The organism is Actinomyces urinae (genome assembly GCF_900119695.1).
GTDB classification, from domain to species: domain Bacteria; phylum Actinomycetota; class Actinomycetes; order Actinomycetales; family Actinomycetaceae; genus Gleimia; species Gleimia urinae.
Genome location: NZ_LT632545.1, coordinates 1 through 23,429, shown reverse-complemented (window position 1 = coordinate 23,429; position 23,429 = coordinate 1). Strand labels below are relative to the sequence as shown.

Sequence of the window (23,429 nt, the reverse complement as noted above, 5' to 3'; positions counted from 1 at the left end):
GGTAGACGCGCGTTGTTGAAGGCCTCGATAAAGCTCAGTTTGTTACCTCGTCACAAAGTTGGCGAGGCTACCAATGCCCTCGATCTCACATTCCACACGGTCTCCTGCTTCAATAGGACCGACACCGGCAGGCGTGCCCGTCATAATCACGTCACCGGGTAGGAGTGTCATAACCGACGAGATGTACTCAATCAAATAGGGCACGTCAAAAACCATGTCGCGAGTATTGCCCTGCTGCATGACCTTTCCATTTACTCGCGTTTCAATGTTGAGGTCATCAATATCTAATTTCGGATCGACCGTGATCCACGGGCCCAGAGGGGCGGATGTGTCGAATCCCTTCGCACGCGCCCACTGTCCATCGATTCGCTGCGCATCACGCGCGGACACGTCGTTTGCAACCGTGTAACCAAACACGTAGTCCAGGGCGTTTTCTGCACTTACGTCTTTGCACAGCGTGCGAATAACCACGGCCAGTTCGGCCTCGTAGTGGACTTCACGGCTCCAGTCGGGCAGAACAATCGGATCATCCGGGCCAATCACTGCGGTGTTCGGCTTGAAGAAGATATTTGGATGGTCCGGCACTTCCCCACCCATTTCAGCCGCATGGTCGCGGTAGTTTTTTGCAACGGCCACGATTTTGGAGCGGGGAATCACCGGGCTAAGCAGGCGCACCTCGTCGAGCTTAAAGACTTCTCCGGACGGCTCCACCCCTTGGAACAGAGGGTCTCCTTTTAGCCCTTCGATAAGGTCCGCTCCCTCAGCAATGGCTCCGTATCTGGGGTTTGCGCCCGCACTAAATCTTGCTACTCGCACTGGGTCCTCCTAAACCTTGACGCCCCCAGTGTAGCTATACCCAGATATCCTTGTCGGCTTGCTTTTCAAGTTCGGGATACTTCGCAATCTTGAAGCTCATGTCATCGCTGTCACGCAGCTCGTTCCAGTCTCGCAAAATAGTTCGCACAACCTTCATAAGAGCAATGAGGGCCAGCAGGTTAATGATTGCGCCAAGCCCCAGCAGGAGGTCCGACACCGCCCACACCACCGGGAGCTTCACGATGGCGCCGAGCGAAGCCACAATGACAGCTACAACCCTGAACCCGAAAGAGATGTACTTATTGCGAGTTAGGTGATCGAGTGCGGATTGACCGTAAGAATAGGCACCGTACGCCGTGGTGTAACCAAAAATGAAAATGATGAGCGACATGGGAAGCGCCATCCAGGATCCCAGTTGTGCACTCACGGACTGCGCGGTTAGCGAACCGGCCAGTTCAGGATCCATGCCGGCCTCATACAATCCCGATGTGAGGATCAAAAGTGCGGTGACCGTACATACGATGATCGTGTCGATGAATACACCAAATGCCTGCAAGAAGCCCTGCTGCGCGGGGTGAGCCACGGTTGCAGAACCAGCCGCGTGAGGCGTAGTACCTAGTCCGGCCTCGTTGGAGAAAAGACCCCGTCTAGCACCATTTACAAGGGCGATGAAGATGCCGCCCAGTACGCCTCCGGCAATCGGACCGAAGCCGAACGCTGATTTAACAATCAAAACGAGGGCCGCGAGAGCAGCTGCCGGGTTAAGAACAATCACGACAATAGCGATGAGGATGTAGACCGCGGCCATAATCGGGGCCAGGTACTCGGACGCACGTGCCACTGACTTAATGCCACCCAAAATGACAGGGGCCAGAAGTAGGAAGGTAAAGAGCATCGTGGAGTACGGCGAAATGTCATGATTTGCATTGAACGTTGCCGCCACCGTGTTGATTTGCACCATTGGCACCGCGAGGCCAGAAGCCACCACGGAGATAACTGCAAAAATGATGCCGGCTTGTTTCCAGCCCAGGCCCTTACGCATGTAGTACTCGGGGCCGCCGCGGAAGACGCCATCGGGGTGCTTTTCCTTATACACCTGGGCGAGCACGGATTCCGCGAACGAAGTTGCCATACCAACCAGGGCTACTATCCACATCCAGAAGATCGCGCCCGGACCTCCCATTACAAGAGCGAGGGCAACGCCCGCGATGTTACCAATGCCAACGCGCGTGCCAATACCTACCGCGAAAGCTTGGAACGATGTCACGCCCTGCAGAACTTGAGTTCGAGAGCCCGAGACCGAATGAAAAATGTCTCTTGCGTTCTTTATCTGTGGAAAACCAAGATAAACAGTGATTGCTATACCCACTCCTATGAGTAGGAATACGAGCACCCACGAGTAGAGCATGTTTACAGACCAAAGAAGCGCATTTTCAAGCGCAATGCCAATCGAGGCAGTTTTCATCACAGGACTCCCGGAAGAGAAACATTTGGGATATGTACAGATATTACTAAACCACGAGCGAAAACAACAAAATATCCCTCCCTTAAAACCAGAAGCTGGACGTTTTAACGCTTTTCCACCCCGTATTGAGCAACTCACTTATCCCCTCCGCGTCCACTAAAATTTTTGTCCCAGGTTTTTGAGACAATCACAGCATGAGCCCAGTGTTGAATGAACTCCTCGACGACCTCGAAGATAGCGGGAAGCTTAATGATCCCGACGCCTTATACGAGGCGTTTTGTTCGTGGGCAGAGTCGGGCGGGCGGCCGCTCTACCCGCATCAAGACGAGGCATTTATTGAGCTACTCGGAAATAACCATGTAATTGCGGCCACGCCGACGGGCTCGGGAAAGTCACTGATCGCTCTTGCCGGACACATCATCTCGCTGGCTCGCGGCGGCAGATCGTATTACACGGCTCCACTCAAAGCACTGGTGTCAGAGAAGTTCTTCGACCTCGTATCCCTGTTTGGTTCACAAAATGTAGGCATGGTCACCGGGGACGCATCGGTCAACGCAGATGCGCCAATCATTTGTTGTACAGCCGAGATTCTGGCCAATCAGGCACTGCGAGAAGGCGCCGACCTCGATGCGGACATGGTGATTATGGATGAGTTCCATTTTTACGGTGACCCACAGCGCGGATGGGCGTGGCAGGTACCCCTATTAGAGCTAACGAAGCCGCAGTTCGTTCTGATGTCCGCAACGCTTGGCGACGTCTCTTTCTTTGTGAAGGATCTAGCGGAACGCACCGGGCGCTCAGTCTCGGTGATTGATGATGCGAAACGCCCCGTTCCCCTCGAGATGGCCTACACAAAGTTGCCGCTGGCAGATTCGGTTGCGGAGCTCATCGAATCTGGCAAGTATCCGATTTACATCGTTCATTTTGGGCAAAAAGCAGCCATGCAGACCGCGGCTAATCTAGCCACTCCAAATCTCATTTCTAAACGTCACCAAGAACGCATTAAAGAGGCCACGGCTGATTTCCGTTTCGGAAAGGGGTTTGGCCAGATTCTACGCGGCCTATTGCACCGGGGCGTAGGCGTGCATCACGCGGGAATGCTTCCCCGTTATCGCAGACTAGTAGAGCGTCTAACCCAGCAGGGCCTTCTAGCAGCGATTTGTGGCACTGACACACTGGGCGTCGGTATTAACGTACCGATCACCACCGTGCTGATTACCTCACTGGTTAAGTTTGATGGACGCCGCGAGCGCCACTTGAGTGCACGTGAGTTCCATCAGATTGCCGGGCGCGCGGGCCGCGCGGGCTTCGACGAGGTGGGCTGGGTTGTTGTCGAGGCACCCGACCATGTGATTGAGAATCGTCAGGCTGAGATTCGCGCGGGCGATGATCCAAAGAAGCTTAAGAAGATTGTTCGCAAGAAGCTTCCCGAGGGACGGGTCGGCTGGTCCGAATCCACATTCGAACGTTTGCAGTCCGCCCAGCCCGAGGCGTTGCGCTCACAGTTTGAGTTCACGCATTCAATGGTGCTTAATGTGCTGGCTAATCCGAAGGCTCCTACCGAGCACCTGCTACGCCTCGCAACGCGCAATCACGATGATCTAGGCGAATCCAATCAGCATTTACGACGGCTCGGACAGATCTACACCTCGCTGCGCCAAGCTGAGGTTATCGAGAAGCTCTCTTCAGAAAATGCTCGCTCGGCAGGTGTTGATCGGCTACGCCTAATGCGGGATTTGCCGGACGATTTTGCGCTGAACCAGCCCCTCTCCCCCTTCGCTCTGGCCGCCTTGGATTTGCTCGATGCGCAGGCAGACAGTTTTGCGTTGGATGCAATCTCGGTCATCGAGGCAGTGCTGGAGGATCCGCGTCCCCTCCTGTTTGCACAGCAAAATGAAGCAAAAGGGGAAGCAGTTGCCGCGATGAAGGCAGCCGGAATGGAATATGAGGAGCGCATGGAGGCGCTGGAGGACGTGACTTGGCCGCGCCCTCTGGCCGAACTGCTGGAGCCCGCATTCCACACGTTTGCGCGATCGAACCCGTGGGTGGGTGATTTGGAGCTTTCACCAAAGTCGGTTGTGCGCATGATGATTGAGAACGCGATGACCTTCTCAGAGTTGGTCTCCCGATTTGATGTTGCCCGCTCCGAGGGCGTTATTTTGCGCTATTTGATGGACGCTTACCGGGCATTGCGCCAGATTATTCCAGACTCGCTGATGAATGATGAGCTACGCGAAATCATCGAATGGCTCGGCCAGTTGATTCGCGCGGTTGATTCCTCGTTAATTGACGAGTGGGAAGCACTTTCTAACCCCGATGCCGGGGTGATGGAGTCGGATGAGTCTGGGGCTGAACGAGCATTCGGTGCGGCCGAGGACGGTAGCGTCTCAATCACTGCTAACCCACATTTCTTCCACCAGCAGATCCGAAATGAACTGTTCAAACGGGTGGATCGTTTTGCTCTCGACGATCTTGACAGCCTGATCGACTATGCCGATTCTGACGGCATTGAAACATGGAGCGAAGCCCGTTGGGAAAACGCTTTAGATCGCTATTACGCGGAATATGACTGGCTTGGAGCAGGCCCCGAGGCTAGGTCAAAGGCGCGATACTCGTGGGTGGTCAGCCCGCAGGACGCGGATTTAGCAAGCGCGGGCATAAGTGATCGTCTGATTGAGGCGAATGCGGGCTTGCTGGGAGCGGGCAACATTTTGGTTACATACACGTTCGAGGATGAGCACGGTGACGGTGACTGGAGGCTGGTGGCTCTGATTGACGCCCAACTCTCGGCTGACGAAGACAGGCCCGCCTTCCGCCTACTTGAGGTAGGGCCGAGGTAGGCAACTTGACGTATAGAACGGACGGCTACCGCATATCTTCAACTGGAAGACCAGGTGGTCGGCTACGCGTTTGCCCCGCGGCGCTAACTGCGATTTAGGCAAGCACTCCGCTTTGTCCATCAGTTGCCACGATCTGCTTTCCAAACGGGAAGCAGGTTACCGGAATGAGTTTCAGGTTGGCGATTGCCATTGGAATGCCAATGATCGTGATGGCGAGGGTAAACGCCGTGGCAATATGCCCGATAGCAAGCCAGAGGCCCGCAATCAGGAACCATACGACGTTCATGAGCGCAGAGCCGACGCCCGCTCCCGGCTTGTCAACAACTTTGCGCCCAAACGGCCAGATCACGTAGGCAGCCATTCGAAACGACGCCACGCCTGCGGGGATCGTAATGATTGGAATGAAGGCGAGCAGGCCGAAGAACAGGTACATTAGCGCCAGTTCGATACCTGCGAAAATAAGCCAAATGATGTTTAGGATTGTGCGCATTTTTACTTCCTTGCTCCAAAAATTGCAGATCCCATTCTAACTCGCGTGGCCCCTTCAGCTATAGCAAGCGCGAAGTCGGAAGTCATTCCCATTGAGAGCTCACGCGCATCTCGAAGTCCAGGCAGTTTCAGAGCCCGGTCACGAATTTCGCGCAGGTCAGAAAACGACTTGCGGATCACCGCCTCGTCGGTGGTATGCGCACCGATAGTCATAAAGCCGATGACACGCAGGTTCTCCAGCTCGGCAATTTGCTGTGCTACATCAATGGCTTCTGCCGGCCCAGTTCCAGATTTTGATTCTTCACCCGAAGTATTCACCTGGATCATGACGTCTATACACCGGTCTTTGACCCGCTTGCTGATTGCCTCGGCTAGACGCAGTGAATCAACGGTTTCAATCTGATCAACCACCCGCAGGGCTTTGTTGATCTTGTTGGTCTGGAGCGGGCCGATCATCGTGGTAGTTAGATTGGCAAGGCCGAGCTCGCGCAGGTACGGCGTGGTTACTTCGGCCTCTTGGACGCGGTTCTGTCCCATCAGGACGGGGTGGCCAAGCTCGATGAGAGCGCGCGCCGCAGCTTCGCATTCCTCGGTGCTACGCGTTTTGATGGCAAGTTCCAGGTCGATGTCGCTTGCCGGACGCCCCGAGGCGGTGGCTGCGTCCTCCATCTCGCTCAGGATCTGCTCGATGCGTGTAGAAATGTGCGTCACAGTCATAGCTATCACCTACGGGAGGCGCTTTACCCACTCCGGTGTGGCGAACTTGGTGCGCGCTCTTTCTTTAGCGGTTGCGATGTCAGCATCGGTGATTTCACTTGGCGTCGCGTTGTACTTGGTGCGGAAGTGATCCAGGAATACCTCGATGATGTCTTCGCGCGCCATGCCGGTTTGCGACTTCATAGGATCAACGCGTTTAATCGCGGAGCGGGTACCTTTATCTTTGAGCTTCTCCTTGCCAATCCGCAGGGTCTCAAGCATTTTCACCGTGTCAATGTCGTAGGCCATGGTGACGTGGTGAACCATATACCCGTTGGCAAACCGCTTCTGGGCCGCGCCGCCGATTTTGCCCTTTTCGGAAGAGATGTCGTTGAGCGGAATATAGAAGGCCTTCACGCCAACTTTTCCGAGGGATTCCATGCACCACTCGTCAAGGAACGGGTAAGACTCTTCAAACGAAAGTCCATCAACGAGGCCGGTGGGGATAACCAACGAGTAGGTAACACAGTTACCCGGCTCCATGAACATGGCGCCGCCCCCGGTGACGCGGCGAGAAACCACGATGCCATGCTTCTTGATACCGTCCTCATCGATCTCGTTTGAGTACGACTGGAAGGATCCAATTACCACTTGGGGCGCGTTCCACTCCCAGATGCGCATGAATGGTTTGCGCCGGCCTGCAGCCACGTCCTCCACGAGTGTTTCATCCATGACAACGTTGAGCATTGGATCGATTGTCGGGCCGTGGATTACTTCAAAGTCGATATCGGACCAGTCCAAAGCCTTGCCAAGCGCGCGGCGCACAGCTATTGCAACGCCGCGCGTGGTGAGGCCAAACAAAGTATCTGTAGGTAGCACTACCGCATCCAGCGCGGCAGTGATTTCGTTCGCGCTGGAATGCTCTACGAGGCCTTCGAGCGCCGCAGTCATGCGAAATAATGCTTCATCGGGTTCGAGGAAGAAGTCACCGGAGATACGAACGTTTGCAAGCGCTCCATCTGCAACGTCTAAATCAACAACAACCAGTTTCCCGCCTGGAACCTTATATTCACCGTGCATATTTCCATCTTATGTAGCCCCGGCCAACTCTCCTAACGGAGGGCTTTGCACGGGCGGGGTTTTGGTCACTGTTCGGTATGCGAGTTGGCGCGCCGCGAAAGTAGCAACCAAAATATGCTTGAGGAAACACGGAAAGGGTTAGCGATGGCTTTTGCGCTACGTTCAAATACTTCAACAGCAGGGCGAAACATGGCTGGGGCCCGCGCACTCTGGCGCGCCACGGGCATGGAGGATTCTGACTTTGGCAAGCCAATCATCGCAATCGCGAACTCGTTTACACAGTTTGTTCCCGGTCATGTGCATCTGCGCGATGTAGGCAAGATTATTGCAAAGTCCGTGGCTGAAACGGGCGGGGTATCAAAAGAGTTCAACACCATCGCGGTCGATGACGGTATTGCGATGGGACACTCGGGCATGCTTTATTCCCTGCCCTCCCGCGAGGTGATTGCCGACGCGGTTGAATATATGGTGAACGCCCATTGCGCCGATGCCCTCGTATGTGTTTCGAACTGCGACAAGATCACGCCGGGCATGCTACTGGCTGCACTGCGTCTTAACATTCCCACTGTGTTCGTCTCGGGTGGCCCCATGGAGGCCGGGAAGAACATCGATCCGAATGTGATCTTGGGCGATTCTAAAGAAGGGCACGGCAACCTCGTAACCGTCATGAATGCAACGGCTGACGATGCGGTTTCGGATGCGCAGCTGCTGCAGATCGAAAAACTCGCGTGCCCCACGTGCGGCTCGTGCTCCGGCATGTTCACAGCCAACTCGATGAATTGTTTGACCGAAGCCCTCGGCCTATCGCTGCCTGGTAATGGTTCAACGCTTGCAACGCATGAGGCTCGCCGCGGCCTGTTTGAGCGCGCAGGAAGCCTCGTTGTTGAACTCGCGAAGCGTTATTACGATGGCGAAGACGAGTCTGTACTGCCCCGAAATATGGCCACCAAGGATGCTTTTGAAAACGCAATGAGCCTGGACATGGCAATGGGAGGATCATCCAATACAGTTCTTCACTTGCTGGCAGCGGCTCGCGAAGGCGGCGTTGATTTTGACATGGACGACATTGGCCGGCTGGGAGATACCGTGCCAACGCTGTCGAAGGTGGCCCCAAACCACAATGATTACCACATGGAGGACGTGCATCGCGCGGGCGGCGTACCGGCGTTGCTGGGCGAGCTTGACCGCGCTGGGCTATTGAAGCATTCGGTGCACGCAGTTCACTCCCCTGATTTGAAGTCGTGGCTCACGCAATGGGACATCCGTGGGGGCGCACCGTCGACTGAGGCCCTTGAGTTGTTCTCAGCCGCGCCCGGTAATGTGTGCACAACCGAGCCATTCTCGACCGCCAACAGGTGGAGAGAGCTGGATACCGACCGCGAGGCTGGTTGTATCCGGTCTGTAGAACACGCTTACGTTGCCAGTGGCGGCTTGACCGTGTTGCACGGCAATTTGGCAGCTGAAGGCGCGGTGATCAAGGCGGCTGGTATCGATCCGTCCCTCTTCCATTTTGAGGGGGAAGCAATCGTGTTTGAGTCCCAGGAAGAGGCTATTGAGAAGATCCTGAACAAGACCGTGCACGAAGGCCACGTGGTTGTGATCCGCTACGAGGGCCCATCGGGCGGGCCGGGAATGCAAGAGATGCTGTACCCGACCTCCTTTATCAAGGGTCGCGGCCTAGGGAAGAAGGTTGCACTGATTACAGATGGGCGTTTCTCGGGTGGCACTTCCGGCATTTCCGTGGGGCACATTTCTCCCGAGGCCGCGGCGGGCGGCGCGATTGGCCTGATTGAGGATGGGGATCGCGTCATCATCGACGTGGATCGGCGCGAGCTCACGCTGGATGTGCCCGAGGAGGTACTTGCCCAGCGCCGCAACAAGCAGTTAGAGCGCAGTGAACCGTGGACTCCGAAGGAGCGTAAACGCGAAGTTTCAGATGCTTTGAAGCTGTATGCGATGACTGCTACTTCGGCGTCACAAGGCGCGGTAAGAGACATCTCTTTGGTGCAAAGAAAGCAGATTTAGGCTAAGACGTTCGCCCAGTTTGGAGCGGTTTTATGCGATTTGCCCAGGAAACTTTAAGGTGGAGACGCTACAATAATATATGTTCCGATTTTCAATAGTTAGGAGTTAACCATGGCAGACGGCATGAAAGACAAGATCGCCGGTAAAGCGAAGGAAGTTGCTGGCGAGGTCTCCCAGGACAAGGATCTGAAGGCCGAAGGTAAGGCAGATCAGGTTGCAGGCAAGATCAAGGATTTTGCTGAGGATGTCAAGGGCAAGGCAGAGCAGGCTGGCGAGGACCTGAAGGCCGGCGTTGACAAGCTGAAGAAGGAATTCGGCGAGTAAACAAGACTTGCAAATGCAGTGGTACCCATCGCCCAACGGCGATGGGTACCACTTCTATCTACCACCAGCTATACGATGCGGTAGAGCCAGTGGTACGGGTCTGGCTCGTGCCCATTTTGAATGCCAACCAGTTGGTTGTAGATCGACAAGGTGAGCGCCGATCCAGGAATCTCCAGGTCGAAGTCCTTTGACGCAAGTCTGCCGATTGGCGTTACCACCGCAGCAGTTCCACAGGCGAACATCTCAGTTACCTCACCGCTCCTAATGTCCTTGGCCAAATCGGATAGGCGGATCCTCTCTTCAAAAACAGGAGTTCCGCGGTCGCGCAGCAGGCGAATAATTGCAGACCGGGTGGAGCCCTCCAAAATGGTGCCCGTAAGGCTCGGTGTACGCACCGAACCATCACTACGCACCACAAACACGTTCATGCCGCCCAGTTCTTCCAAATACTGGTTCTCACGCGCATCCAGGAAACAAACCTGGTCGAATCCAGCATCTGCCGCCTCTTCTTGGGGCAGGAGGGCGCCAGCGTAGTTCCCGCCCGTCTTTGCTGCTCCCGTTCCGCCGGGGCCAGCGCGGTGGAACCCGTCCGAAACCCAAATCGATACGGGGCTTAAACCATCCTTGAAGTAGAGGCCAACTGGGGTGGCAATAGTCAAGAAGGTGTACTCCGCAGCGGCGTGCACGCCCAGGAACGCCTCGGAGGCAAACATGACCGGTCGCAGATACAGAGAGGAACCAAACGGAGTGGGCACCCACTTCGCATCCTCGGTAACGAGGGCGGCGATGGCACCCACAAAATCCTCCACCTCCATTTGAGGCATGCACATACGCCTTGCTGACGCATTGAAGCGGGCCGCGTTATAGCCGGGGCGGAAAGTCCAGATTGACCCGTCATCGTGACGGTATGCCTTCATTCCCTCAAAAATCTCTTGCCCATAATGCAGCACCGCGGCTGCCGGCGATAGGGTGAGCGGGCCAAACGGGACAACCTGCTTGCTGTGCCACCCCTGCCCTTTTGTCCAAATCGCACGGGCCATGTGGTCCGAATAGGCCGCACCAAAGCTCAGCTCATCCATCGCCTTCGCCCAGGCTTCCTCGCTCGCAGGCGCCGGATGTGGCTGTACCTCAAAACGTTGTGCCACGTCCTTGGCCGCCGATAGCGTTCGCGCCCCCTCGGCTTCCAACGCCGTCATGTTGTGGCTTAGCCCGTCGCTCATGATGCTTCCTTCCTCGCTTCGATTTAAGTCTATTTTAGGTATCGCGCTCCCCTCGCACCCGCAGTGGTCATAGCGTGAACGCTCTACCTTTCGATACGACCTAACAAGGCCCTGCCCAATCTGCGATGATGGAGGGAGTCAGCTGAAGGAGTCGCCTTGACCACTGCTCAAGTTTTCCCCGCAAACATTGGCCTACCAAAAGAAGCAGACCTATATAAATGGTGTGTGATTGCCGCGGATCAGTTTTCTGCCTCACCCGCGTATTGGAGAGAAGTTGAACAAATAGTAGGCAGTGCGCCATCCACGTTGCGCATGATCGTTCCGGAAGTTTATTTGGCGATCGAGAATGAGGAGGAGTTGCAAGCCCGCGTGAAGGCAGCACACGTTGCTATGCACGAATACCTCGACTCCCATATTGAGGTGGTTGAAAACGCCGTTATCTACACGGAGCGAGCGACACCATACGTAAAAAAACGCCGCAGCCTCGTGCTTGCGCTCGACCTCGAAACCTATTCATACACGGGCCAAGAAGTTGATGCACGCGCGTCCGAAGCCACTGTTTTAGAGCGTATTCCCGCTCGCGAGGCCGTGCGCCGCGGCGCCGCACTGGAACTTCCGCACGTGCAGGTTCTCTACGATGACCCCGACTTCGAGGTCCAAAAACTCATTGATCCCACCACGCTAAGCCCGCTGTATAGTACCGACCTGATGCAAGAAGGCGGCAGCGTCAAGGGCTGGCACATCCCCGGCGATTCCCAGCTGTGGGCGTCCATCAAGAGCGTTCTTGATGGACTTGAACAGCGCCACGGTTTCCGCTTTATTGTGGGCGATGGTAACCATTCGCTTGCGGCCGCGAAGTCTCACTGGGAGCACCTGAAGCCCACGCTTTCGGCATCTGAGCTTGCAAATCATCCGGCAAGATTCGCGCTGGTTGAACTTATCAACGTGCATGATGATGGCTTGGTCATGGAGCCAATCCACCGCCTTTTGCGCGGCATTTCGGCGCAGCAACTGCTCGATGCCGCCGACAAATGGAACGAGAACCATGATGGCGAGGTTGTCGCGATTGATCTTCTCACCGCGAGCGGGCGTGACACGTTAAAGCTCGTTCAACCGGGTGCCCTTGTGGTTGAACCGGTACAAGAACTAATTGACCAGCTCATTAGCGATCTTGGGTTAGACCCAGCCCACGCGTGCGAGTACATTCACGGCGAGGACGAGCTTGCTCGCCTCGTAAATGAGGAAAATGCACTCGGTATTGACCTGCCGGCGTTGGATCGCTCTTCCCTTTTTGAATACGTGGCAAAACAGGGGGCTATGCCGCGCAAATCGTTTTCGCTGGGCGAGGCCAATGAAAAACGTTATTACCTGGAGACCAGGCAAATCTCCTAGACAAAAGGGTTACTAAACAAAAAGTATGGGAGCACTTGCAAGTGCTCCCATACTTCTACTTACAGCCAGGTTTAACGCGCTGCGCTTCCCGTGTAGTCCTCATCCTCATCTGTCCAACCGAAAGCCTTGCGAAGCTCGCGGCCAGTTTGTTCGATCGAGTGCGACTCGTGCTCCTTGCGTAGCTGCAAGAACTCGGGCGCACCCGCATCCTGATCCGCAATGAAACGCTTTGCGAAGGTGCCGTCTTGAATATCAGCGAGCACAGCCTTCATGTTTTCCTTCACATCCGGCGTGATCACGCGCTTACCGGACACGTAATCGCCGTACTCTGCCGTGTCGGAACAAGACCAGCGCTGCTTCGTAAGGCCTCCCTCGTTAATGAGGTCCACGATCAGCTTCATTTCGTGGAGCACCTCAAAGTAAGCGATCTCAGGCTGGTAACCGGCCTCGGTCAGCACCTCAAAACCGTAGGTAATCAGCTGGGAGACGCCGCCGCACAACACAGACTGCTCGCCGAACAGGTCCGTTTCGGTTTCTTCCTTGAACGTCGTCTTGATTGCACCCGCGCGAGTAGCGCCGATGGCCTTAGCGTAGGAAAGCGCAACGTCCCAGGCCTGGCCGGACGCGTCGTTTTCTACCGCAACAATCGCAGGCACGCCCCTACCCTCTTCGAACTGGCGGCGGACCGTGTGGCCCGGGCCCTTCGGAGCAACCATACACACGTCGTGGCCCGCACTTGGCGCAATGTAGCCGAAACGTACGTTGAAGCCGTGCGCGAAGAAAAGAGCAGCGTCGTCCTTTAAGTTTGGCTCAATCTCCTGTGTGTAAACTACGCGCTGCACCTGGTCCGGCGTTAGGATCATGACCACATCCGCAACCTTCACAGCCTCGGCAATCGTGGCTACACGTAGCCCCATTTCAGCGGCCTTCTGCCATGAGCTGGAACCCTCGCGCAGGCCCACCACGACCTCGACACCAGAATCACGCAAATTGAGCGCATGCGCATGCCCCTGCGAGCCGTAGCCAATTATCGCTACGCGCTTACCCTGAATGACGGATAGGTCGGCGTCGTCGTCATAATAAATTTCAGCCACGATCTTTCTCCTTTAGCTGATCGGTTATGGAACGTGGACCTCGACCAATCGCCAGGGTCCCTGATTGAACGATCTCACAAACGCCATAAGGTTCAAGCGCAGTGAGAAGTGCGTTAACTTTTTCACTATCCCCCACGGCCTCAATAACAACCGAGGTGGGGGAAACATCAACTACGTGAGCGCGGAAAAGCTCAACGATTTGAAGCACCGCGGTGCGGCGCTCGTCATCCGCACGCACTTTAAATAGCACCAGCTGGCGCGTTACCGAGGGGGAGGCCGACACGTCAACGACCTTCAGCACATTCACCAGCCTGTTTAACTGCTTCGTGATCTGCTCCAGCGGATGCTTATCCACCTCCACCACCACGGTCATGCGGGAGATCTCCGGGTGCTCGGTCTCTCCCACTGCAAGCGAACGGATGTTGAACGCGCGGCGCGCAAACAGGGAGGCAACGCGCATGAGCACACCCGGCTTGTTCTCAACAAGCACCGAAAGTGTACGAATTTCACTCATTAGACGTCCTCTTCCCACTCAGGCGCGATACCGCGCGCGTAATTTATCTCATCGTTGGAGACGCCCGCAGCCACCATCGGCCACACCATCGCATCCTTCGACACCCTAAAATCGATGAGGACGGGGCGGTCGTTGATTGACATTGCCCACTCGATAGCCTCATCAACTTCCTCCGGCTTAGTAACCCGGCGCGCCGCCATGCCGTAAGCGTCTGCGAGTTTTAAGAAATCCGGAATCTGCGCTTCCGTGGTGTTCAAGTAGGTGTGTGAGTATCGCTCGTTGTAAAACAGGTTCTGCCACTGACGCACCATGCCGAGCACCGAGTTGTTAATAATCGCCACCTTGATGGGGATGTTGTTGATAGTGCAGGTGGCGAGTTCCTGGTTAGTCATCTGGAAACTCCCATCACCGTCGATCGCCCACACCACCCGATCTGGGTTACCAACCTTCGCACCCATCGCCGCGGGCACGCAGTACCCCATGGTGCCAAGTCCGCAGGAAGAGATGAAGCTACGCGGCCTCTCATATTTAACGAACTGCGCTGCCCACATCTGGTGCTGGCCCACGCCCGTCGTGTAGATGGCTTCCCGCCCAACCACCTCGGATAGGCGCTCGAGCACGTACTGCGGGGCCATAGCATCGCCCGGTTCTTCGTAGCCCAGCGGGTACGTCTCGCGCAGACGATTAAGGTAGCGCCACCAGCCGGAAAGGTTGGTTGCCTCCTCCTCGTACAACGGTTTTGCAGCGGCCACAAGCGCGCTCACGGTCAATGCCAGATCACCCACAATCGGAATATCTGCGTAGCGATTCTTGGAGATTTCGGCAGCGTCAATATCTACGTGGACAACTCTCGCGCGCGGGCCAAACGAATCCAGCTTGCCGGTCACTCGATCATCAAAACGCGCTCCCAAAGAGACGATCAGGTCTGCCTTTTGCAGTGCCCCCACAGCGGCCACAGTTCCGTGCATGCCCGGCATTCCCAGGTTGTGCGGGTCTGAGTCGGGGAACGCGCCCCGAGCCGGCAGGGTTGTCACCACGGGCGCATCCGTCAGCTCAACCAGTTTGGCTAGATCCTCGCTCGCTCCGGAACGAATCATGCCGCCACCAACATAGAACACGGGAGCCTCGGCCTCATGGATCGCCTTCGCTGCCTCGCGAACCTGTTTGCTGTGCGGACGTGAAGCCGGGTGGTATCCCGGCAGGTCAAGCTTTGGCGGCCACGAAAAGTCAAACATCTCATTTTGCGCGGATTTGGTAATATCCACGAGGACAGGACCCGGCCGCCCCGACGATGCCAGGTAAAACGCTTCTGCAATCCTACTGGGAATGTCCTCGGCCTTCGTGACGAGGAACGAGTGCTTCGCAAGCGGCATAGATGCGCCCACAACGTCGGCTTCCTGAAACGCGTCAGTTCCGATGAAGCTAGCCCCCACCTGGCCGGTGATCACAACAATCGGCACCGAATCGAGGTTCGCATCCGCGAGCGCCGTCAACGTATTCGTTGCCGCAGGGCCGGAAGTAACCACGGCACAACCGACCTTGCCCGTAGAAATCGCGTAACCCTGAGCCGCGTGACCGGCACCCTGCTCATGGCGAACCAAAATCACGTTCAGCTTCTTCGAATCAAGAAGCGCGTCATAAACGGGAATGATCGCGCCGCCTGGCATGCCAAAAATATCGGTCACATCCAGGCATTCAAGACTACGCACAACCGCGCTCGCTCCACTAATACGCTCTGGCTTAGCCGCTTGTTCGCGACCAAGATGAGCGTCGAAGCTAGGAAGCGGTTTCCTCGACTTAGCTCTTCCCTGTTTCTTCACTTCAGTCTCCCAAGGCTAGGGCGGCAATAAAAAACCCTCGACCTTTTGGGGTGCGAGGGTAAGGCGTGCGGCTTATCTTTTATCCAGCAAAGCCCGCACGCCGACGAATAATCACGCGGCGCGAAGAGACAATCTGAACTGAACAAGCCATGGGTACACACTACGCAACTTTGAGCGCAAAACATGAAACCGGCGATGAACGATCTCAGATAATGGATGCGGGCCGCAAGCGGTCATCTACATCGTCCGCGCGGCGCTAGGAGCTAAAGAATCAAATTATGCTGACGTCTTTCAAAGCGCCAGAACTCTCTCGGTCACGGTCGAACCAGCCGTTATGCCGATTCGAGCCCCGCACGTGGTGTGAGCACCTTTACGTGCTTCAAACTTTTTCGCCCAGATCGCAAAAAGTAGAATACACATTGTGTCTAGGCAAATATTCCATTCGTTCAAGAGCCGCTTTCGCAAGGCCAATACAGGTGACGAGGATGTTGCTACAGCTGTGGCAGCCAACCAGCCCTCGCCCGCACCTCAACCAACCGAAGACGTCATCAGGGCGCTTACGGAGAATACCGCTGAAAATTCAGAAGAACTAGCCGAGCAACTTCAGATTCTGTCTTTGACAGAAGAAGAGGTGCGGGAGAACCGCATCAGGCGCGAACGCTTGGCTTACCAAACGAGCGTCGTTGTGAAACTAGGTAGCATGCTCATGGCTGCTGGGGCCGGCTCCTATCGCGTCAAAGCATCTATGGAGCGCCTCGCACATGCCATCGGGATTGAAAAACTTGAAACCCACGCGTCGCTAATGGAGCTCAACACTACGGCTTTCAAAGCGGATACGTTCCGCACAGAAGTTGTAGAACAGCGCGCAGTAGGAGTCAACGCGGCACGAATCGACGCCCTTAGACAGTTCACTCGATCACTGCGTCCCAACATGCTCGCAGAGGACGCCGACCAAGCCCTCGATGCGATCGCGGCGCAACCACACCTATATTCGCGCCTCCAACTAGCAGTAGCATCAGGAGTTGGCTGCGCCGGATTCGCGTTCTTGAACAAGGGCGGCCTCATCGAATGCCTGGCGGTACTCGTGGCCGCTTTCCTTGGCCAATACGTGCGCTCCATGATGCTGGGGAAACGATTTAACCACGTAGCCACCTGGATGGCTTGTTCCGCGATCGCGACCTCCATTTACATCGGCACGGTTTCAACGATGGTTTCTTTCGGCTTCGCCGATAACACCCACCAGGCCGGAGCGGTATCTGCAATCCTCTTCCTCGTGCCCGGATTTCCGCTGGTCACAGCAATCCTTGACCTTGTACGCCTAGACTTAAATGCGGGCATTACAAGGGGAACCTACGTTGCGATTTTAATGGTGGCGGCAGGTGTATCCGTCTGGGCAGTAACCTTCGTAACCAACTGGTCTGTAAAACCCAGTGCGCCAATGGTTATCGCACCGCTCCTACTCCTGGCATTAAACGCTCTAGCCACATTCATTGCCGCTACTTCTTTTGGAGTACTCTTCAACACTCCCCTATCCATCGCCGCAACCGCAGGCCTGGTTAGCGCCCTTTTGAATCCCCTGCGGATCCTGCTGGTTTCTCTCGGATACCCAAACCAGGCGATGGTTGGCCTGATGAGCATGATGGTTGGCCTCTTCGCCGCGCTACTATCCACAAAGGTCCGCTCTTCTCGCGTCACACTATCCGTACCAGCCGTGGTCATCATGATTCCGGGCGTGCCGTTCTACCGCGCTATCACGGCAGTCAACCAAGGAGAAACGCTCACTGCCTTCGCCTCGATTGCGGAAGTGTCATTCGTGATCCTCGCTATCGGCGTCGGACTCGCTATCTCACGCATGCTTACTGACCCGGGGTGGACATTTGATTCACCAAGAAAATCAAAGATCATTGCTTAACTAAAGCGAGTCCAAACAAAGTGTAATTTTCTCCAGCAATCGTAGTTTTAGCGAGAAAACGTGCGCCCAGCTTCATGCTATGGTTTACATGGCGTAAAACGCCAGAACGAAACCCTGCGATGAAAGACCAGGGGCGGCGAAGATAGTGTCAAAGAAACTGAAACCGCCCGGAAAGTTTTAGTCAGGAGTACAAGAAAGAATTGGTAAGCATATTCACCTTCTTTGCCGAGCAGCCGGTCCTCATGCTCTTCATCTTGATTGGCCTGGGCATGCTCGTTGGACATATCAAACTTAAAGGCGTGTCTCTTGGAGCCGCCGCCGTTCTATTCCTAGCGATTTTTGTATCCGCATGGGCAGAAACCCTCGGAGTAGAAATCCGAATTCCGGGCGTGTTTGGCGTTCTTGGCCTCGCGGTTTTTGCATTTGCAATCGGTGTTAACTCTGGCCCGAGCTTCTTCCATAACATTAAGACAGCTCTCGGCCCTATCTTGGCCACTGTCGCCCTCTACATAGTTGCTGCAGGAGCTGCCTACGGACTCGGCATTTATGTGTTCGACATGGACATCGCCCTCGTTGCCGGTACTTTTGCTGGCGCACTCACTAACACGCCGGCACTGGCAGCCGCCGGACAGGCATCTGGCGACCCCGGCCTTGCAACCGTTGGTTACTCCATTGCCTACCTGTTTGGCGTAATCGGAATGATGATCGCAGCTATGGCGGCGCTACGCGCCGGCAAGAACGACACTGATAAGCCGTCTCCACTTGCAAACCGCACCATCCGCGTGGAGCGCTCCGACAAGCCTCTGGTTGGCGACATCTACGAAATGATGGGCAAGAAGGTAACCTTCTCGCGAATCAGGCGCGGCGAAACCGGCCCCATCAAGAAGCCGGTAATGTCCGACTCGCTGAACCACGACGACCTCGTAACTGTTGTAGGACCGCGCGAACTAGTTGCGCGCGTTGCAACCGAACTTGGTCACGGCTCTTCACACTCCCTAATGGAAGACCGCTCTTACCTCGATTTCCGTCGCATCACGGTGTCAGACCCGAAGCTGGCTGGACGCACCGTTGCAGACCTCGACATGGGTAACAAGTTCTCCGCAACTATCTCCCGCGTGCGCCGCGGTGACATCGACATGGTTGGCGAACCGGGCCTCGTGCTTCAGCAGGGTGACCGCGTCCGCGTTGTAGCCCCCACCTCGAAGATGCGTGAGATTACCAAGTTCTTCGGAGACTCCGCGCGTGGTCTTTCTGACATCAACCCGGTTGCACTAGGTCTTGGCATGGCGCTCGGCATTGTTCTTGGCGAGCTACCGATCCTCACCCCATCGGGCGAGTACTTCTCAATCGGATCTGCGGCCGGCACGCTCATTGTTGGTCTGATCTTCGGCAAGATCGGACGTATCGGCAAGGTTGTCACCGCTATTCCTTACACCGCTGCGATGGTGCTCTCCGAGTTCGGTCTGCTCGTCTTCCTCGCCCAAGCGGGCACGGTAGCAGGTGGCCAGATCGGTGAGGCGTTTGCATCCGGCTCCTGGCTGAATATCCTCATCCTCGGCATGGTGGTCACCTCGATTATGGCTGTTGGCCTGTACATGGTCATGAGATGGATCTTCAACATGGGTGGCACGCAGCTTGCCGGTTTCCTCGGCGGCTCACAAACCCAGCCGGCGGTGCTCGCATTCGCGAACTCGCGTACCAACGCGGACCCGCGTGTTGCACTTGGCTACGCTCTGATCTACCCCGTCGCGATGATCGGTAAGATCCTCGTGGCGCAGGTACTCGGCGGCCTCTAAACCGCATTCGCATAAGCGACTGGGCGGGCAGTTCATTTGAACTGCCCGCCCTTTCATCTACGTACCTATTACGCACCTAAAACCGGCACGCCTACCATCGGCACTCCTATACAAGGAAGGGAGCTGCAAAACGGTATTCAGACCCAAACTGGCAGAAACCAACCTCAGATTCGGCACTTCCCCTCTGAATACCGAATACCGCAACCACCCCAATCGGTATTCCGACCCAAAGCGGCGAAAACTACCCCTACATTTGCCAGTTCTCCTCACGGTCGTTGGAGACGAGGCTGGATTATGGCCAAACCCGCAGCGACCGTCAGAACGGCGGGTTTCAGTACCCTTGGTTCGGATGTAGGGCTTCAGTACCCCTGCTTCGATAGGCGCAGCTCCGTAGAAGCCTTCATTGGCTCCCACCAGGAGCGATTCCGCTCGTACCACTGAATGGTGTTTGCAAGCTCGTCCTCGAGACTTAGACGCGTGGGACACCACTCCAACTCAGTACGAATCCGCTCCGCATTCAGCGCATACCTGCGGTCATGCCCTGGCCTATCCGCAACGAATTCGAAGTCGTTGTCGTCCGCGCCCATGAGGGTATTGATGCGTCTCACGACCTCTAAATTCGAGCGCTGCTGTTCCACCCCAATTAGGTAAGTCCTGCCAACCTGCCCATGCTGAAGGATCTGCCACACGGCCTCGTTATGGTCATCAACGTGGATCCAATCGCGCACATTTTGACCCGCTCCATAGACGCGCGGACGCCGACCAAGCAGACGTTCCGTGATGGTTCGAGGAATCAGCTTCTCCACGTGCTGACGCGGCCCGAAATTATTCGAGCTGTTAGAAATCGTGGCTTGCACACCAAATGAACGCACCCAGGCTCGCACCAAATGATCTGCCGCCGCCTTAGAAGCCGAATATGGTGAGGATGGCCGATACGGGCTCTCTTCTGTGAACTTCTGATGGGTATTCAACGGCAGATCTCCATACACCTCGTCGGTTGATACGTGGTGAAAACGCACGTCGAACTCGCGGGCAGCCTCGAGAAGCATCGCCGTGCCGTCCACGTTCGTACGCACAAACAGCAGGGGATCTCGTAGAGAATTATCATTGTGCGATTCTGCTGCAAAGTGGACCACGGCATCGGCCCCGCGCACGAGGTCGTAAACGGTTTCCCGATTCAAGATGCTATCAACAACGAGCTTGCACCTGTCCGGATACAGCTTCATGTCTGCCTCAACGAACTTCCTGCCACTGGCATACGTGAGGGCATCGAGCACCGTGACGCTAGCTCCCTTAGCTAAAGCCAACGACGTGAAGTTGGACCCGATAAAGCCCGCTCCTCCAGTGACAAGCAAGTGCATAATCTGATTCTCTCATGCATCCAAAAGCGGTGTCCCCGCAGTGAGCGTGAAGCTGCACAGGTACAGATGAGGGCGACGGTTTATCGCTCAAATCGCCTGGCAGAAAACGCTATGATACGGGCTTTTAGTTATACTTAATGCCGGTAATGAAAGCGAGATCGATTGAATCCAACGGCACGTAGAATCTCCGGCTACCCCATGCGTTACGACTGGGGTGACCTGCATGCGCTCCACGACTTTTGTGGCACGCCTGCAGATGGCGAGCCGCTCGCTGAAATCTGGTACGGCACGCACCGCGGCGGCCCGTCCCGGCTCGAAGATGGAACGCTGCTCGAAGACGTCGTAGCTCCCCGTGGAAAAGGCGCCCACGTTGACGGCTTCCCTTACCTTGCAAAACTGATCGCACCCGCAAAGCCCCTTTCAATACAGGTGCATCCATCCATTGAAGAGGCCGAAGCGGGGTTCGACCGAGAGAACAAGCTCGGCATCCCACTGCGCTCGCCTGATCGGGTGTTTGTGGACCGCAACCACAAGCCGGAGATGCTCCTCGCCCTCACCCCATGGCGGACACTGGTTGGTTTTGCACCCGAGCAAGAACTCATTCGATTCAATGAAGAGGTATCCACTCCGCTTTCTTTGCATATTGCCAAGCTGATTCGTGAGCAAGGCCTGGAACGCCCTGCCGCCTCAGCTCTACGCGACGGGTTGAAACCGCCCATCGAACACGTGGAGGAATACGCGCGCAGATGCGGCGAAATGGCGCGCCACTCGGACCCTGCGATTGCTAAACGCGCAGGCATGCTTGAGTTCGTGCACTCATTTTTCCCCGGCCAGTCATCTCTGCTTGTGGCGGCGTTGATGAACATCCTCGACCTAGAGCCAGGCCAGGCACTGTTCACTCCCGCCGGCACCATCCACTCATACTTGTCAGGAGTTGGGTTCGAGGTTATGTCATCGTCGGCAAACACGATCCGCGCGGGTCTCACCAATAAGCACATCGACGTCGAGGGCCTCCTATCCACTGCAAACCTGCGCTCTTCTGCTCCTACCCTTGTGGAACCAGTTAAACATCCCGAATGCGGCATTCACGTCCTCACATATCAACCCGATGTAGAGGACTTCCGCTTAGACGTCGCTGATGCAAGTGGAGGGAGGCTACGAGGTGCAGCAGCCGCAGACACAGTCGTAGTCGCCATCGATGGTAACGGCTTTGTCAATCAAGAGACGCTTGCACGAGGTAGCGCAATGTGGGTTCCCGCGCATGGAGATTTCGAACTGCGCGGCACCGTCAAAGTGGCCGTCGTTTCTATCGCCGCGGCTCCCGTAAAGTGGAGCTTAATACCCTAATTGCGCTGCGGCGGCCGCTTTGTACGTCTCGCGGGCCAAGGCCTAGGATAGATGCCATAAGGAAACGGCACAGGAGATAAACAGTGAGCCACGAGCATAACCACGGAGCAGGCGCGCCAACTAACAGACTTTGGTTCGCATTTGGGGTCACAGCGACGGTCATGATTGTAGAGGTGATCGGCGCTGCAGTGACTTCGAGCCTTGCCGTCCTCGTTGACCTCGGACACGTGCTAACTGATCTTCTTGGTTTGGGTATGGCTCTCATCGCCGCGAAACTCGCGGCCAGACAGGCAAGTAAACAACGCACTTGGGGGTGGGCGCGCGCCGAGGTGCTCGCAGCTGCAATGCAGGCAATCATCCTCATCGGCGTGGGCGTGTACGCGGTGGCAGAGGCAATCCGCCGCTTCATCATTCCTCCTCAAATCGAGGGAGCCGGCCTACTGCTGGTGGGAATCATAGGTTTGCTAGGAAATATTGCCAGCCTTATCGTGCTCTCCGGAGCGCGCGAGCACAACCTCAACATGCGGGCCGCTTTTCTTGAAGTGCTAAACGACGCACTTGGGTCTGTAGCGGTCATCGCGTCCGCAATCGTTATTAGTACCACGGGCTGGCACCAGGCGGACTCAATTGCGAGCCTCATTATCGCCATGCTCATTGTGCCAAGGGCCGTGGTGATCCTACGCTCGGCTGGTCGCATTCTGATGGAGTTCACGCCTAAAGAACTTGACCTCGATGAGGTGCGCAAGCACCTGCTTGGTCTAGAGCATGTTGTGGACGTGCACGACATGCATGCGTCGACGATTGGTACGGGTCAGAACACGTTCAGCGCCCACATCATTCTCTCCGAGAAGTGCTTTGCACAAGGTCATGGTCTTGATGTGCTACTGAACGCCGAGCAATGCTTGCGCGAACACCATGGCGTCTCTCTAACGCACACAACGCTGCAGTTAGAACCAGCAGGATTCCGCCACGGCCACGACGACATAGTCCACAAATAGAAACCGCGGCCCTTAACGTGTGGCTCAGCGCAGTATGCTCCGGATGCTACATATTCCGTGACGGTGTGGTGGACACGCAGTATTGGTGGCAGTACAGCGGGTTTGGGTTAGGGTGGGTGAATTGTTTTGAGGGGGCTGCTAACCGGCTTGGTTAGCAGCCCCCTCAAATTGAGTGTGGTAGCGGTGGTTTCCTACTCTCCCACACCCTACCAGGTGCAGTACCATCGGCGTTCACGGGCT

General features: G+C 55.9%; 18 protein-coding genes. 8 read left to right on the top strand and 10 right to left on the bottom strand.

Annotated features, from left to right (window positions below):
• Nucleotides 1-42 precede the first annotated feature (42 nt).
• A complete protein-coding gene (locus BQ7114_RS00090) occupies nt 43-816 on the bottom strand; it encodes a fumarylacetoacetate hydrolase family protein (RefSeq protein WP_072340301.1) in 774 nt (257 codons plus the stop codon).
• A gap of 34 nt (nt 817-850) precedes the next feature.
• Nucleotides 851-2,281 carry an alanine/glycine:cation symporter family protein gene (locus tag BQ7114_RS00085; RefSeq protein ID WP_072340298.1) on the bottom strand — a complete coding sequence of 477 codons (1,431 nt, stop codon included), beginning with the start codon at nt 2,279-2,281 and terminating at the stop codon, nt 851-853.
• 194 nt (nt 2,282-2,475) lie between these two features.
• Between BQ7114_RS00085 and BQ7114_RS00080 the strand changes: the two genes are divergently transcribed.
• Nucleotides 2,476-5,121: a DEAD/DEAH box helicase gene (locus BQ7114_RS00080; RefSeq protein WP_072340295.1), complete on the top strand. Its 2,646-nt coding sequence runs from the start codon at nt 2,476-2,478 to the stop codon at nt 5,119-5,121.
• Between the two features lie 94 nt (nt 5,122-5,215).
• Here BQ7114_RS00080 and BQ7114_RS00075 read toward each other — a convergent pair whose 3' ends face one another.
• From BQ7114_RS00075 to BQ7114_RS00065, 3 genes are read right to left on the bottom strand one after another with little or no spacing between them, the layout of a single operon-like run.
• Nucleotides 5,216-5,611 carry a YccF domain-containing protein gene (locus BQ7114_RS00075; protein ID WP_072340290.1) on the bottom strand — a complete coding sequence of 132 codons (396 nt, stop codon included), beginning with the start codon at nt 5,609-5,611 and terminating at the stop codon, nt 5,216-5,218.
• Between the two features lie 2 nt (nt 5,612-5,613).
• Nucleotides 5,614-6,327, bottom strand: a complete 714-nt coding sequence (locus BQ7114_RS00070; protein ID WP_072340286.1) for a YggS family pyridoxal phosphate-dependent enzyme — start codon at nt 6,325-6,327, stop codon at nt 5,614-5,616.
• A gap of 9 nt (nt 6,328-6,336) precedes the next feature.
• A complete protein-coding gene (locus tag BQ7114_RS00065; RefSeq protein ID WP_072340283.1) occupies nt 6,337-7,386 on the bottom strand; it encodes a lipoate-protein ligase LplAB in 1,050 nt (349 codons plus the stop codon).
• 144 nt (nt 7,387-7,530) lie between these two features.
• Here BQ7114_RS00065 and ilvD point away from each other — a divergent pair, with 144 nt between their 5' ends.
• Both ilvD and BQ7114_RS00055 read left to right on the top strand, forming a co-directional pair.
• Nucleotides 7,531-9,411 carry a dihydroxy-acid dehydratase gene (ilvD, locus tag BQ7114_RS00060; protein ID WP_072340281.1) on the top strand — a complete coding sequence of 627 codons (1,881 nt, stop codon included), beginning with the start codon at nt 7,531-7,533 and terminating at the stop codon, nt 9,409-9,411.
• Nucleotides 9,412-9,522: 111 nt separating this feature from the next.
• Nucleotides 9,523-9,735, top strand: a complete 213-nt coding sequence (locus tag BQ7114_RS00055) for a CsbD family protein (protein WP_070664535.1) — start codon at nt 9,523-9,525, stop codon at nt 9,733-9,735.
• A 68-nt stretch (nt 9,736-9,803) separates the two neighbouring features.
• Here the strand turns inward: BQ7114_RS00055 and BQ7114_RS00050 are convergent, their stop codons facing one another.
• Entirely contained in the window at nt 9,804-10,955 is a 1,152-nt protein-coding gene (locus tag BQ7114_RS00050) for a branched-chain amino acid aminotransferase (protein ID WP_072340279.1), read from the bottom strand.
• 156 nt (nt 10,956-11,111) lie between these two features.
• On the opposite strand from BQ7114_RS00050, the gene BQ7114_RS00045 reads away from it, so the two are divergent.
• The gene (locus tag BQ7114_RS00045; RefSeq protein ID WP_072340277.1) at nt 11,112-12,347 is read left to right on the top strand and encodes a DUF1015 domain-containing protein; all 1,236 of its coding nucleotides are present in this window, start codon (nt 11,112-11,114) and stop codon (nt 12,345-12,347) included.
• A gap of 71 nt (nt 12,348-12,418) precedes the next feature.
• Here BQ7114_RS00045 and ilvC read toward each other — a convergent pair whose 3' ends face one another.
• From ilvC to BQ7114_RS00030, 3 genes are read right to left on the bottom strand one after another with little or no spacing between them, the layout of a single operon-like run.
• Nucleotides 12,419-13,444: a ketol-acid reductoisomerase gene (gene ilvC, locus BQ7114_RS00040; protein WP_230205922.1), complete on the bottom strand. Its 1,026-nt coding sequence runs from the start codon at nt 13,442-13,444 to the stop codon at nt 12,419-12,421.
• Nucleotides 13,434-13,955: an acetolactate synthase small subunit gene (ilvN, locus tag BQ7114_RS00035; RefSeq protein ID WP_072340271.1), complete on the bottom strand. Its 522-nt coding sequence runs from the start codon at nt 13,953-13,955 to the stop codon at nt 13,434-13,436. Before ilvN ends, ilvC begins: the two co-directional genes overlap by 11 nt.
• A complete protein-coding gene (locus BQ7114_RS00030) occupies nt 13,955-15,775 on the bottom strand; it encodes an acetolactate synthase large subunit (RefSeq protein WP_072340268.1) in 1,821 nt (606 codons plus the stop codon). Before BQ7114_RS00030 ends, ilvN begins: the two co-directional genes overlap by 1 nt.
• 421 nt (nt 15,776-16,196) lie before the next feature.
• On the opposite strand from BQ7114_RS00030, the gene BQ7114_RS00025 reads away from it, so the two are divergent.
• Together BQ7114_RS00025 and BQ7114_RS00020 are read left to right on the top strand one after the other, a co-directional pair.
• Entirely contained in the window at nt 16,197-17,687 is a 1,491-nt protein-coding gene (locus BQ7114_RS00025) for a threonine/serine exporter family protein (protein WP_072340265.1), read from the top strand.
• Between the two features lie 242 nt (nt 17,688-17,929).
• Complete coding sequence (locus BQ7114_RS00020; RefSeq protein WP_072340486.1) at nt 17,930-19,483, top strand: aspartate:alanine exchanger family transporter; 1,554 nt, start codon at nt 17,930-17,932, stop codon at nt 19,481-19,483.
• A gap of 359 nt (nt 19,484-19,842) precedes the next feature.
• Here the strand turns inward: BQ7114_RS00020 and rfbB are convergent, their stop codons facing one another.
• A complete protein-coding gene (gene rfbB / locus BQ7114_RS00015; protein ID WP_072340262.1) occupies nt 19,843-20,844 on the bottom strand; it encodes a dTDP-glucose 4,6-dehydratase in 1,002 nt (333 codons plus the stop codon).
• A 198-nt stretch (nt 20,845-21,042) separates the two neighbouring features.
• Between rfbB and manA the strand changes: the two genes are divergently transcribed.
• Both manA and BQ7114_RS00005 read left to right on the top strand, forming a co-directional pair.
• On the top strand, nt 21,043-22,191 hold the full coding sequence (gene manA / locus BQ7114_RS00010; RefSeq protein WP_072340259.1) for a mannose-6-phosphate isomerase, class I: 1,149 nt from the start codon (nt 21,043-21,045) through the stop codon (nt 22,189-22,191).
• Between the two features lie 83 nt (nt 22,192-22,274).
• Complete coding sequence (locus BQ7114_RS00005) at nt 22,275-23,189, top strand: cation diffusion facilitator family transporter (RefSeq protein ID WP_072340256.1); 915 nt, start codon at nt 22,275-22,277, stop codon at nt 23,187-23,189.
• The last annotated feature ends 240 nt before the right edge of the window (nt 23,190-23,429 follow it).